The organism is Mycobacterium sp., from assembly GCF_035314905.1.
Taxonomy (GTDB): domain Bacteria; phylum Actinomycetota; class Actinomycetes; order Mycobacteriales; family Mycobacteriaceae; genus Mycobacterium.
This window is the reverse complement of record NZ_DATFYW010000153.1, coordinates 1-12281: the sequence shown is the minus strand read 5'-3', so window position 1 is coordinate 12281 and position 12281 is coordinate 1. Positions and strand designations below refer to the sequence as shown.

General features: G+C 70.4%; 11 protein-coding genes. 8 read left to right on the top strand and 3 right to left on the bottom strand.

Features of this window, described 5'->3' with window-relative positions; translation table 11 throughout:
- The 6 genes from VKG81_RS13160 to proB form a co-directional block, all read left to right on the top strand.
- Nucleotides 1-192: nucleoside-diphosphate kinase (locus tag VKG81_RS13160; RefSeq protein ID WP_324396564.1), on the top strand; the 192-nt coding region annotated here is incomplete at its 5' end.
- 308 nt (nt 193-500) lie between these two features.
- Nucleotides 501-3374 (top strand): Rne/Rng family ribonuclease, encoded by a 2874-nt coding sequence (locus VKG81_RS13155; RefSeq protein ID WP_324396562.1) that lies wholly within the window; start codon nt 501-503, stop codon nt 3372-3374.
- A 220-nt stretch (nt 3375-3594) separates the two neighbouring features.
- The gene (rplU, locus tag VKG81_RS13150; RefSeq protein WP_324396566.1) at nt 3595-3906 is read left to right on the top strand and encodes a 50S ribosomal protein L21; all 312 of its coding nucleotides are present in this window, start codon (nt 3595-3597) and stop codon (nt 3904-3906) included.
- Nucleotides 3907-3922: 16 nt separating this feature from the next.
- Nucleotides 3923-4189 (top strand): 50S ribosomal protein L27, encoded by a 267-nt coding sequence (gene rpmA, locus VKG81_RS13145; RefSeq protein ID WP_324396560.1) that lies wholly within the window; start codon nt 3923-3925, stop codon nt 4187-4189.
- 27 nt (nt 4190-4216) lie between these two features.
- Entirely contained in the window at nt 4217-5668 is a 1452-nt protein-coding gene (gene obgE / locus VKG81_RS13140) for a GTPase ObgE (RefSeq protein ID WP_324396558.1), read from the top strand.
- Nucleotides 5665-6768 (top strand): glutamate 5-kinase, encoded by a 1104-nt coding sequence (proB, locus tag VKG81_RS13135; RefSeq protein WP_324396556.1) that lies wholly within the window; start codon nt 5665-5667, stop codon nt 6766-6768. The genes obgE and proB overlap by 4 nt, the downstream gene beginning before the upstream one ends.
- A gap of 3 nt (nt 6769-6771) precedes the next feature.
- Here the strand turns inward: proB and VKG81_RS13130 are convergent, their stop codons facing one another.
- On the bottom strand, nt 6772-7323 hold the full coding sequence (locus VKG81_RS13130) for a restriction endonuclease (RefSeq protein WP_324396554.1): 552 nt from the start codon (nt 7321-7323) through the stop codon (nt 6772-6774).
- Between the two features lie 216 nt (nt 7324-7539).
- On the opposite strand from VKG81_RS13130, the gene VKG81_RS13125 reads away from it, so the two are divergent.
- Nucleotides 7540-9054, top strand: coding sequence for a DUF7159 family protein (locus VKG81_RS13125; protein ID WP_324396552.1), 1515 nt, complete (start codon nt 7540-7542; stop codon nt 9052-9054).
- A gap of 6 nt (nt 9055-9060) precedes the next feature.
- Here VKG81_RS13125 and VKG81_RS13120 read toward each other — a convergent pair whose 3' ends face one another.
- Together VKG81_RS13120 and VKG81_RS13115 are read right to left on the bottom strand one after the other, a co-directional pair.
- Nucleotides 9061-9489 carry a hypothetical protein gene (locus VKG81_RS13120; protein ID WP_324396551.1) on the bottom strand — a complete coding sequence of 143 codons (429 nt, stop codon included), beginning with the start codon at nt 9487-9489 and terminating at the stop codon, nt 9061-9063.
- Between the two features lie 21 nt (nt 9490-9510).
- Nucleotides 9511-10674 carry a beta-ketoacyl synthase N-terminal-like domain-containing protein gene (locus VKG81_RS13115; protein WP_324396549.1) on the bottom strand — a complete coding sequence of 388 codons (1164 nt, stop codon included), beginning with the start codon at nt 10672-10674 and terminating at the stop codon, nt 9511-9513.
- Nucleotides 10675-10854: 180 nt separating this feature from the next.
- On the opposite strand from VKG81_RS13115, the gene VKG81_RS13110 reads away from it, so the two are divergent.
- Nucleotides 10855-12281 (top strand): sensor domain-containing protein (locus tag VKG81_RS13110; RefSeq protein ID WP_324396547.1); only part of this gene is annotated, 1427 nt, incomplete at its 3' end.

Sequence of the window (12281 nt, the reverse complement as noted above, 5' to 3'; positions counted from 1 at the left end):
TTCCGGCAGATCGCCGGGGGCACCGACCCGGTCGAGGCGGCCGTCCCGGGCACGATCCGCGGTGACTTCGCGCTGCAGACCCAGCACAACCTCGTGCACGGGTCCGACTCGCCGGAGTCGGCCGAGCGCGAGATCGCCCTGTGGTTTCCGCCCGAACACGTACCTGAACACGCGCCTGGACACCCGGCCTGAACAAGCGCTGAACACGGACTGAACAGCGCCCGGGGCCGACCACTGGCAGCGGTGTGGGATACTGGCTCTGGGCAACCGGCGTCATTCGGGGCCGGACGCCCGAATGAAGGCTTAGGCGAGCGCGACCATCGCTACTGCGCGATGCGGCGCCGACCGTCATAGCCGTCATTCAGCCAGGCACCGAGTGGGTTCACCCGAGCCGCTCGGAGCGAGACCATACAAGCTCGGGATAAACCGACCCGGGTTCATAGCGATAGCCCTCGCGTGGCCGCGTCTACCGGACGCGCCCGGGGGCTTGAGGAGAATACGTGACCGACGATGATCTATCTCAGGACCTCCCCGAAATCACCTGGCACGAAGAGGATCTGCCGGACCGGCTGAGGGTACACACCCTTGCCCGCTTTCTCGGCACGACCAGCAAACGCGTCCTCGACGCGCTGAATGACCTCGACGGGCGCGCCCGCAGCGCCGCGTCCACGGTGGACAAGGCGGACGCCGCGCGGGTTCGGGAGGCGCTCGCCTCATCCGGCGGCGAACCGTCCGACACCCCGGCGCACGCCCGGGACACCGGCGACGCCGCCACCGGCGAGTCGACCTCCCAGACCCCTGTCGAGGTCGAGGCCGAGGCCGAGGTCCGGCAGACCGACTACCTGCCGTTGTTCGTCGCGCCCCAGCCGGTGCAGCCGGACACGGCCGAGCCCGATGAGGACGCCGACGAGGGGTTCGACGAGGACGAATCCGGCGAAGAGCCGTCCGAGCCGCCCGCCAACCGCCGGCGCAGGCGCGGCCGGCGGGGCCGCGGCCGTGGCCGTGGGGAGCAGGGCGGCAACGAGTCAGACGACTCCACCGACGGCGACTCGGCAGAGGGGGAGGCCGACGGCCGGGCCGGGGACACCGACGAGGGTGACGACGAGAGCGCCGACGAGGACGGCGGCGCGTCGGAGGGGGCCGCCCGCCGCAGGCGCAGGCGTCGCAGGCGCAAGGCCGGCTCGGGGGATGAGCCCGACGCGAACGGCGCCCCGGATGACCCGCCCAACACCGTCGTGCACGAGCGGGCGCCGCGCACGCAGGACAAGTCCCGGCAGGACAGGCAGAACGGCGAAATCCAGGGGATCGCCGGATCGACCCGCCTGGAGGCCAAGCGCCAGCGCCGGCGCGACGGCAGGGACGCCGGGCGCCGCCGGCCCCCGGTCCTCACCGAGGCCGAATTCCTTGCTCGCCGCGAAGCGGTCCAACGCGTCATGGTCGTGCGCGACAGGGTCCGCACCGAACCGCCGCACGAAGGCGCCCGCTACACCCAGATCGCGGTGCTAGAGGACGGCGTGCTCGTCGAGCACTTCGTGACCAGCCCCGCGTCGGCCTCACTGGTCGGCAACATCTATCTCGGCATCGTGCAGAACGTGTTGCCGTCGATGGAGGCCGCGTTCATCGACATCGGCCGGGGCCGCAACGGCGTGCTGTACGCCGGCGAGGTCAACTGGGAAGCCGCCGGCCTCGGCGGTGCCAACCGCAAGATCGAGCAGGCCCTCAAACCCGGCGACTACGTCGTGGTGCAGGTGAGCAAGGACCCGGTCGGGCACAAGGGTGCGCGGCTCACCACCCAGGTGTCGCTGGCCGGGCGCTACCTGGTGTACGTCCCGGGCGCGTCGTCGACCGGGATCAGCCGCAAGCTTCCCGACACCGAACGGCAGCGGCTCAAGGAGATCTTGCGGGAGGTCGTGCCACCGGATGCCGGCGTGATCATCAGGACGGCGTCGGAGGGCGTGAAGGAAGACGACATCCGCGCCGACGTCACCCGGCTGCAGGAGCGCTGGCAGCAGATCGAGGCCACGGCCGCCGAGACCACCCAGAAGGCCGCCGGCGCCGCGGTCGCGCTGTACGAGGAACCCGACGTCCTGGTCAAGGTGGTGCGGGACCTGTTCAACGAGGACTTCTCCGGCCTGATCGTGTCGGGCGACGATGCCTGGAACACGATCAACGGCTATGTCGATAACGTTGCGCCGGATCTGGTTCCGCGACTGAACAAGTACGAGCCCGCCTCGCCGGACGGGCCCGACGTGTTCGCCGTGCACCGCATCGACGAGCAGTTGGCCAAGGCGATGGACCGCAAGGTGTGGCTGCCGTCCGGCGGCACGCTGGTGATCGACCGCACCGAGGCCATGACGGTCGTCGACGTCAACACCGGCAAGTTCACCGGGTCGGGCGGCAACCTCGAACAGACCGTCACGAAGAACAACCTCGAGGCCGCCGAAGAGATCGTGCGCCAGCTGCGGCTGCGCGACATCGGCGGGATCGTCGTGATCGACTTCATCGACATGGTGCTGGAATCCAACCGCGACCTGGTGCTGCGGCGGCTCACCGAGGCGCTGGCCCGCGACCGCACCCGGCACCAGGTGTCCGAGGTGACGTCGTTGGGACTGGTGCAGCTGACCCGCAAGCGGCTGGGCACCGGCCTTCTCGAGGCGTTCTCCACGTCCTGCCCGCATTGCGGTGGCCGCGGGCTCCTGCTGCACGCCGATCCGGTCGAGTCGACGCCGGGCATCGGCCGCAAGTCCGAATCCCGGCGCAGTAAGCGCTCGCGCAAGGGCCGCGGCGAGGAGCCGGCGATCGCCAAGGTGCCCGCGCACGCGCCGGGCGAGCACCCGATGTTCAAGGCGATGGCGGCCGCGAACGGCCGTCACACCGACGAGGACGTCGATGAGGCGGTCGACGAGGACCTCGAGGAGGACGTCGACACCATCAAGGAGGCGGTCCTCGAGCTGGCCGAGGAAGACCTCGAGGACGACGACCTGGACGAGCGGGACGAAGACGAGGACGAGGACGAAGACGAGGACGAACTCGATGAGGACGACGAAGATGAGGACGACGAAGAGGACTTCGACGACGACATCGAGGACATCGACGCCGAAGACGCCGGGGACTCCGACGACTCCGACGACGACTCCGACGACTCCGGGGACTCCGAGGACCCGGACCACGCCGACGAGTCGGAGGTCTCCGAGGACTCGGACCACGCCGACGAGTCGGAGGTCTCCGACGACTCGGAAGCCGACTACGACGGCCAAGCCGACGGGGAATCCGGACCCGACCAGCCTGCGGTGAGTGCGGCGGCACCGGTCGCGCGTCCCCGCCGGCGTCGCGCCGCCGTGCGTCCCGCCGGGCCGCCGGGCCACGACAGCTGAGCAGCGGTTTGACCCTGTAGGCGCTGGTCACGTAACCTTGAACGGTTGTCGCCAGGCGGACGCCGGCGACAGCGGGACAGCGGCGATGAGCATTCACCGCAGCATGTGCCCGCACCCCCAGACCCGCACGCGTACCTCCCGACGAGCGCGCGTGTCCGCAGATGAAGCAGATGAAGCAGATGAAGAAGAGGAACGGATGGCGACTGAAGAAGAGGAACGGATGGCGACGTACGCAATCGTCAAGACCGGCGGCAAGCAGTACAAGGTTGCCGTCGGCGACGTGGTCAAGGTCGAGAAGCTCGACTCGGCGCCCGGCGCGGCCGTGTCGCTGCCGGTCGCGCTCGTCGTCGACGGGGCCGACGTCACCAGCGACCGCGACGCGCTGGCGAAGATCTCCGTCACCGGCGAGGTCCTCGAGCACACCAAGGGTCCGAAGATCCGGATCCACAAATTCAAGAACAAGACCGGCTACCACAAGCGGCAGGGTCACCGTCAGCAGCTGACCGTGCTGAAGGTCACGGGCATCAACTAGCGGGAGGCGACTACACATGGCACACAAGAAGGGCGCTTCCAGCTCGCGCAACGGCCGCGACTCAGCCGCGCAGCGCCTCGGCGTCAAGCGGTTCGGCGGTCAGGTCGTCAAGGCCGGCGAGATCCTGGTCCGCCAGCGCGGCACGCACTTCCATCCCGGTGTCAACGTGGGCCGGGGCGGCGATGACACGCTGTTCGCCAAGGCGCCCGGCGCGGTCCGGTTCGCCGTCCGGCGCGGCCGCAAGACGGTCGACATCGTTCCCGTCGCGCGCGCGACCGACTGACCGCGCCTCGAGGCGGTGCGGACAGCCTTGGCCCGCTTTGTCGACCGCGTCGTGATCCACGCCCGCGCGGGCAACGGCGGTAACGGCTGCGCATCCGTTCATCGGGAGAAGTTCAAGCCGCTGGGCGGCCCCGACGGCGGCAACGGCGGCCGCGGCGGCAGCGTCGTGCTGGTCGTCGACCCGCAGGTGCACACCTTGCTGGACTTTCACTTCCATCCGCATGTCGCGGCCCCCTCCGGCAAGCAGGGTCAGGGCGCCAACCGCGACGGCGCCAACGGCGACGACCTCGAGGTCAGGGTGCCCGACGGCACCGTCGTGCTCGATCCGAACGGCCGGCTGCTGGCCGACCTCGTCGGGGCAGGCACCAGATTCGAGGCCGCCGCGGGCGGCCGCGGAGGGCTCGGCAATGCCGCGCTGGCGTCGCGGGCCCGCAAGGCGCCGGGCTTCGCGCTGCTGGGCGAAAAAGGCCAGGCCCGCGACCTGACGCTGGAGCTGAAGACCGTGGCCGACGTCGGGCTGATCGGGTTCCCGTCGGCCGGCAAGTCGTCGCTGGTGTCGGTACTGTCGGCGGCCAAGCCGAAGATCGCCGATTACCCGTTCACGACGCTGACCCCGAACCTCGGCGTGGTGTCCGCGGGGGAGGACTCGTTCACCGTCGCCGATGTGCCGGGGCTGGTGCCGGGCGCGTCGCAGGGGCGCGGACTCGGCCTGGAGTTTCTTCGGCACATCGAGCGGTGCGCTGTGCTGGTCCACGTCGTCGACTGCGCGACGATGGAGCCCGGCCGCGATCCGCTTTCCGACATCGACGCGCTGGAAGCCGAGCTGGCGGCGTATACGCCTACGCTGCAAGGTGATTCGACCCTGGGCGATCTGTCGGACCGGCCGCGGGCGGTGGTGCTCAACAAGATCGACGTTCCAGAAGCCAGGGAGCTGGCCGATTTTGTCCGCGACGACATCGCGGGCCGGTACGGCTGGCCGGTGTTCGAGGTGTCGACGCAGACTCGGGAAGGGCTGCGGCCGTTGACCTTTGCACTGGCTGAGATGGTCGGGGCGTACCGGGCGGCCCAGCCCGCCCAGGCGCCCCGGCGGCCGGTGATCCGCCCGGTCCCGGTCGACGAGAGCGGGTTCACGGTCGAACCCGATCCGGAGCAGCCCGGCGCGTTCATCGTGCGTGGGATGCGGCCCGAACGTTGGGTGCTGCAGACGAACTTCGATAACGACGAGGCCGTCGGTTATCTCGGTGATCGGCTGGCGCGCCTGGGCGTGGAGGATGAGTTGCTGCGTCTGGGCGCGCGGCCCGGCTGCGCGGTGACGATCGGCGACATGACGTTCGACTGGGAGCCGCAGACCCCCGCAGGTGTCGATGTAGCGCCGTCGGGCCGCGGAACCGACTCCCGGCTCGAGCGCAGCGACCGGGTGTCGGCCGCGGAGCGCAAGGCGGCCCGTCGCGAGCGCCGCCGTCGGGGGGAGGCGCGGTGAGTTCGCCCCACCGCGAAGCGGTGCGCACGGCCCGCAGCGTCGTCGTCAAGGTCGGCACCACGGCGCTGACCACGCCGTCGGGGGTGTTCGACGTCAGCAGGCTGCAGAAACTGGCCGATGCGATCGAGACCCGGATGAAGGCCGGCTCGGACGTGGTCATCGTGTCCTCCGGGGCGATCGCCGCCGGGATCGAACCGCTCGGCCTGACCCGTCGCCCGGCCGACCTGGCAACCAAGCAGGCCGCCGCCAGCGTCGGGCAGGTCGCGCTGGTCAACTCGTGGAGCGCGGCGTTCGCCCGCTACCAGCGCACCGTCGGCCAGGTCCTGCTCACCGCCTACGACATCGCGATGCGCGTCCAGCACACCAACGCCCAGCGCACGCTGGACCGGCTCCGTGCCCTGCATGCGGTCGCGATCGTCAACGAGAACGACACGGTCGCGACCAACGAGATCCGGTTCGGCGACAACGACCGGTTGTCTGCGCTGGTGGCGCACCTGGTCGGCGCCGAGGCGCTGGTGCTGCTCTCCGACATCGACGGGCTCTACGACTCCGACCCCCGAAAGGGGAACGCCCGCTTCATCGCCGAGGTCGGCGGCCCGCACGACCTGGACGAAGTGGTGGCGGGCCGCGGCAGCCGCCTGGGCACCGGCGGGATGGCGTCGAAGGTGTCTGCGGCGACGCTGGCCGCCGACGCCGGGGTTCCCGTGCTGCTGGCCGCCGCCTCGGATGCGGCGACCGCGCTGACCGACGCGTCGGTCGGCACGGTGTTCGCCGCGCGCCCGCACCGGATGTCGGCGCGCCGGTTCTGGGTCCGCTATGCCGCGGAAGCGGCCGGCGCGTTGGTCCTCGACGAGGGCGCGGTGCGTGCCGTGCTGCGGCATCGCCGGTCGCTGCTGCCCGCGGGCATCACCGCGCTGTCGGGCCGGTTCTACGGCGGCGATGTCGTCGAGCTGCACGGGCCCGACGCCAACGTGGTGGCCCGCGGCGTCGTCGCCTACGACGCGACCGAGCTTGCGACGATGATCGGCCGCTCGACATCGGAGCTGCCGCCGGAACTGCGCCGTCCGGCCGTGCACGCCGACGATCTGGTCGCGGTCTGACCTTCAGCGGCGGCGGACCCATTTCGGCAACCGCCCGCGGCCGACGAGCTCGCACGAGTGCACCTGTGCCAGCTCGATCGCCGCGGGGGTGAACTCCTGGTTGGAGACCACCATCGTCGACGTGCACCCGTGCAGCAGCGATCCGGCGACCACCTGCTGGACCGCCGCCGCGCCCACCCGCCGGCCGTGGCGTTTGCATTGGACGGCCATGCGTTCCTTGCCCTTCCGGGCAATCAGGTCGACGCCGAAGTCGCCCGTCGCCCGGGTCATCGCGACCCGGTAGCCGGCTGCCCGCAGTTTTGCCGCCACGTAGTTCTCGAAGTCGTGTCCGGTCATCGCGTCGATCTCCCGCAAGCCGGATTTGACGTACTTGGCCTCCCGGCGGGCTTCCGCCCAGTAGGGCAGCCCGGCCCAGGCGGCGAAGATCACCGCGTCCGCGATCAGCCCCGCCCACAACATGCTGCGATGCGCCGCAACCAGCGTCAGCACGACTCCGACGCAGGCCAGCACCGCTCCGAGGCGCCAGAACCAGTATTCGGCGGTGGATTGCCTCATCGGATTGATGACGGCGGTAATCGAATTGGGGTTGGCATCCGACTCTCCTGTCGTCGGCGCAAACATTAGCGGGCCGCACCGACAGGCCCCGGAATTCGTCGAAGCGTTTTCCCGTCGGGGCGCCCAGAATCATGATTTGCGGGTAGCGTTAATTGAGCAGCGTCTAAGGAGGCCTCCGGGTGACCGGGCTGCTACGGCAACGGTTTTGGAGGGGGAATGGACATCGTTCTTGGTGTGTCGATGACACCAACAACGGTCCGGATGGTGCTGGTTGACGGCGAAAAGGCCGACGGCGCGACGGTCGAGCACGACATCTTCGACGTCGTCTCTTCCGACGGGGAGGCAACGTCGAGCGCCACCGATCACGTCATCGCGGCGATCCTCGGCACGCGCGAAGGCGCGGACGCCGGCGGTCATCGCCTGAGTTCCACCGGCGTGACGTGGAGCGACCGCGCCGAAGCGGCGGAACTGCGGGAGGCCCTGGCGGCTCGGGGCATCGACGGCGTCACGCTGGTATCGGAGTTGCAGGCAGCGGCCGCGCTGGCGCAAGCGGCCGGCGGCCTGGTGGGCTACGCGAAGACCGCCCTGCTGCTCGTCGGGCGCGACACCGCGACGCTGTCGGTTGTCGACACCGCCGACGGCTCGATCGTCAAGGTGGACGGCCGCCCGTTGGCCGACGCGGACACGCTGGCCGTGCTTTCGGCGATGGTGACGGGCCTCGGCGGCCATCCGTCGCAGCCGGACGGCATGTTCGTGGTGGGTTCGGGCCACGATGTCGCCGCCGTGAAGGAGCGGGTGAAAGACCTGGTGGCGATCCCGGTGAGCGCGCCGTCGGATGCGGAGATGGCGCTTGCTCGGGGGGCGGCACTCGCATCCGCCAACCTCTCCGACTTCGACCCGTCGACGACGGCCCTCGCGTATTCGCAGGATCCCGACGCCACCACCGGCCCCACGGCCTACTCGGAGGCCGACCTTGCGGCCGCGTTGGCTTCGCCCGGTCACCAGTCCGGCCGCAAGCCGTTCATGCTCGTCGGCAGCACGATGGCCGCGATCTTCATGGTGGGCGTCGTGGCGCTGGTGATCTCGCTGGCGGTGAGCATCCGCCCGACCGTCGACAGCCGCCCCAACCCCGGCGCCGGCGTGGTCCCGCCGAACGTCGCGGCACCGGCGGCTCCCACGGTGGACAACGCGAAACCCCCCGCACCGCCGCCTGCCGCCGTGCCGGCGCCTCCTGCAGCGCCACCGCCCCCGCAGGCGGCGCCGCCGCCGGCAGTTACGGCGCAGAAGGTGCTGCCACCGGTCGTGGCGCCGGCGCCGGTTGTCAGACCGAAACCGGCCCAGGTCGTGGCTCCCGTGGCGGCACCGCCGCCGCCGGCCGCGCCGCCGCCTGCGCCCCTCCCGGCGGCGCTCCCGCCGGCACCCGCCCCCGCTGCCGTGCCCGACTACCCGCAGACGGGCTACCCGCCGGGCTACGGCCAGCCGCCGGCCTATGGACCCGGGCCCGGCTATGGGCCGGCGCCCGCCTACGGGCCGGGACCCGGCTACGGGCCCGCGCCCGGCTATGGGCCGGCGCCCGGCTACGCACCCGCGTCCCCGGTGATCCCGATCATTCCGGGGGTTCTGGGAATTGGCCCGCGACCCTCCTACCACGAGCCCGACTCGCGGTGGTACCCGTCCGGCCCGGGTTACGGGCGGGGCAGGGGACCGGGTTGGCCCTGGCCGGGCGACTAGTCTCACTCACGCGGCGGGCTCGGCCCGCAGGCTTCGGGCGCCCTTCACATTCCGTAGTCCCGAACAGTTCACGCAGCCGACGCAGCCCACACAGTCGGTGCAGCGCACACACCCGATGCAGGCCACGCACCGGGTGCAGGCGATGCACGCCACGCACGCCACGCATTCCCGGACGGCCACACACATCACGGTCAGCAGACTGGCGATCACCCCGACGCTGCCCGCGGTGCCTGCCGAGAACGCGACCCCGACGCTGCCGGAGGTGGCGGCCGAGCCTGCCACCGCGACGCTGCCGGCGGTCGCCACCGACCCGGCCACCGCGACACCGCCCGCCGCCGCCACCGACCCGGCCACCGCGACGCTGCCCGCCGCCGCAACCGAGCCCACGACGGGGCCGTTCTCGACGGCGACCGCACTGTTCCACCCGACTGCCATGAGGACATCATGCGCCTACCGTTACGCGGCGCACGGTGCGAGAACCACCGCGGAGTTCTGCCCGCCCATGCCCAGCGACGTCTTCAACGTGATTCCGTCGACCATGGGCGTGGGGCCGTCGAGCAGCCGCGGATGCCCGGCGGCAACCGCAGGCGGTGCGGGAACCGTGCCGTGCTCGTAACCCAGGGCGGCGGCGGCGATCTCCACCGCGGCAGCGGCCCCCTGGCAGTGTCCCGCGAGCGGTTTCACCGAGTAGATCTGCGCTCGCCCGGCCAGCACGTCGTCGAGCACCCCGCTTTCGGCCCTATCGCACTGTTTCGTGCCGGGACCGTGGGCGTTGAGATAACGGACGCGCTCTGCGGGCACACCGGCGTTGTCGAGCGCGTCACGCACGCACTCGTCGATGTGAACCCGCGCCGGATCGACGGACGTCACATGGTGGGCATCGTGGGACATCGCCCCTCCCAGCACATTTACATACGGCAGGTGTCCCCGGCCTGACAGTACGAAAGCCACCGCCGCTTCACCCACCGCAAATCCCCGGCTGCCCTCCTGGAACGGCCGGCACGCGTCGAGCGGTTCGGTGTCGACGACAGCCACCCCCAGTCGCGTGAAGTGATCGACGTTCTCCGGGGTCAGCGACAGGTCCGTGGCCACGAAAACGACGTCGTCGACGAGGCCGGCGTCCAGCCACATCTTGGCGGTGATCACTCCCGCGTTCCCCGACGCGCACATCGCCGAGACATTCATGGCGGGGCCGTGGAACCCGTACTCCTGCATCAGCAACGACACGGGGGTCGACGGCATCAGCGCCAGGTAGTCACGGACTCGTCGCCGTCCGCCGTCGTTGAGATAGAACTCGCGCCACCCCTCGATCTCGGGCAGTACGACGGCGTGCAGCACACCGACCCGCCGGCCGGGCGACCATCCGCGATCGCTCGCGTCGGCGATGGCCTCGCGCGCCGCCGCACGCATCGCGCGGGCCGACCGGCTCTCGCCGTCGGTCGGGTCGCCCCCGGCGGGAACCCGGGCGAGCCAGACCGATTGGTCTCCGGTTGGGCCGTATCCGTGGACCAGGCTCGCCGCGGGCTTGCCGCTCAACAACCCGTCCCACAGCTGGTCCGCGCCCCAGCCGTATCCGGTCACTGCGCCGATGCCGGTGATGGCGATCTTCTGCTTGTCCATGTCGTTCCTTGCTTTCTCGAGTCAGGTGGGCGGATCTTTATATCGATTAACGTCGAACTGATCGTTGTTCACCAGATATCTTCGGCGGTTGATGCGGTTGAAGACTGTTATTTCGGGCTCACCCTGCGAGCTACCTGTGAGTAGGGGTGACGCGGCTGAACTCTGTGATGGACTGGTGCGGTGACGGACGCAGGTGCCGACTCGGCGGCGGGTCCGGTCCCCGGCGCCCCGCACTCGGGGGCCGAACTGGCCGAGCAGCGCTACCGCCGCCTGGTCGATCACAGTCCCGACGCCATTGTTGTGCACGAGGGCGGCCGCCTCGTCTACGTCAACGCGGCCGCGGCGCAGTGGATGGCGGCGCGATCCGCTGACCAGCTGGTGGGCCACCTGATCACCGAATTCGTCCACCCTGATTCCGTTCCCCCGATGCTGGCGCGGATCGCGGCGCTTCGTGCGGAGGGGCACGCATCCGAGCCGTCCGAGGCGTTGATGTTGCGCTTCGACGGGACGACCCTTGCCGTGGAGGCCGTCTCCGTGCTGACCGTGTGGGAGGGAAAGCCCGCCTACCAGGTGATATTCCGCGACCTGTCCGCACAGAAGGCCGCCGAGGCGACGCTGCGCTACCAGGCCGCGCTGGTGAGCCATGTCAGCGACGCGATCATCGCCACGACGTTCTCGGGCATGGTGACCAGCTGGAATCCCGCGGCTGAGGCCATCTATCGCCGGCCGGCGGCGAGAGCTCTCGCCATCCCCGTCAGCGAGGCCGTCGGCGCGCCGCTCGACCCGGCGGCCGTCGTCGCCGATGGCGGCGTCGTTCACAGCACCCACCGCGCCCTGGACGGCACCGCGTTGGCGGTGCGGGTCTCGGCCGCGGCGATGGACAACGGGTATGTTTTGGCCTGCACCGACCAGACCGCGCTGCGCCGCGCGGAGAAGCACTTCCAAACAGTCGTGTCGTCGCTGGACGGCGGCGTCGTCGTGGTGGGCGGCGACGGGCGGATCGACTCCTTCAATCCCGCGGCGCTGCGCATCTTGGGCATCCGGCCCGGAGACGGTGTGTACGACAAGGCGAACCGCGTCGCCCTGTTCCCCGTCTACGACCCCGCCGGCCACCCGCTCAGCCACGACGAGCGGCCGCTGGCGCAGATGCTGGGCAGACGAAAGCTCGAAGGCACGTTTGTCATCGGGGTGGACCGGGTCGACACCGGCGAACGGATCTGGCTGTCGTCGAGCTGCCGCCAGCTCAATCCCGACGACCCCGATCACTCCGCGGTGCTGCTCTCGTTCACCGACATCACCGCGCAGCGGATGGCAAGCGAACGGCTCGCTTACCAGGCGTCGCATGACTCGCTGACCGGCCTGCCGAATCGGGCGCACATCGTGAGCCGTCTGTCGCAGGCGTTGCGCGGTGGCGACCGGGATGCGGTGGCGGCGGTGTTGTTCGTCGACCTCGACAACCTGAAAACCGTCAACGACTCGATGGGTCACGACGCGGGCGACGACTTGATCCGGATCGCGGCGCAGCGATTACGCCACGGTGTACGCGCCGGGGATGTCGTCGCACGGCTCGGTGGTGACGAGTTCCTCGCGCTGCTGTGTGGTCCGAT

Coding starts and splice junctions, on each gene's coding strand:
- rplU (WP_324396566.1), top strand. CDS start 3,595: ATGGCGACGTACGCAATCGTCAAGACCGGCGGCAAGCAGTACAAGGTT.
- rpmA (WP_324396560.1), top strand. CDS start 3,923: ATGGCACACAAGAAGGGCGCTTCCAGCTCGCGCAACGGCCGCGACTCA.
- VKG81_RS13130 (WP_324396554.1), bottom strand. CDS start 7,323: ATGAGGCAATCCACCGCCGAATACTGGTTCTGGCGCCTCGGAGCGGTG.
- VKG81_RS13125 (WP_324396552.1), top strand. CDS start 7,540: ATGGACATCGTTCTTGGTGTGTCGATGACACCAACAACGGTCCGGATG.
- VKG81_RS13120 (WP_324396551.1), bottom strand. CDS start 9,489: ATGGCAGTCGGGTGGAACAGTGCGGTCGCCGTCGAGAACGGCCCCGTC.
- VKG81_RS13115 (WP_324396549.1), bottom strand. CDS start 10,674: ATGGACAAGCAGAAGATCGCCATCACCGGCATCGGCGCAGTGACCGGA.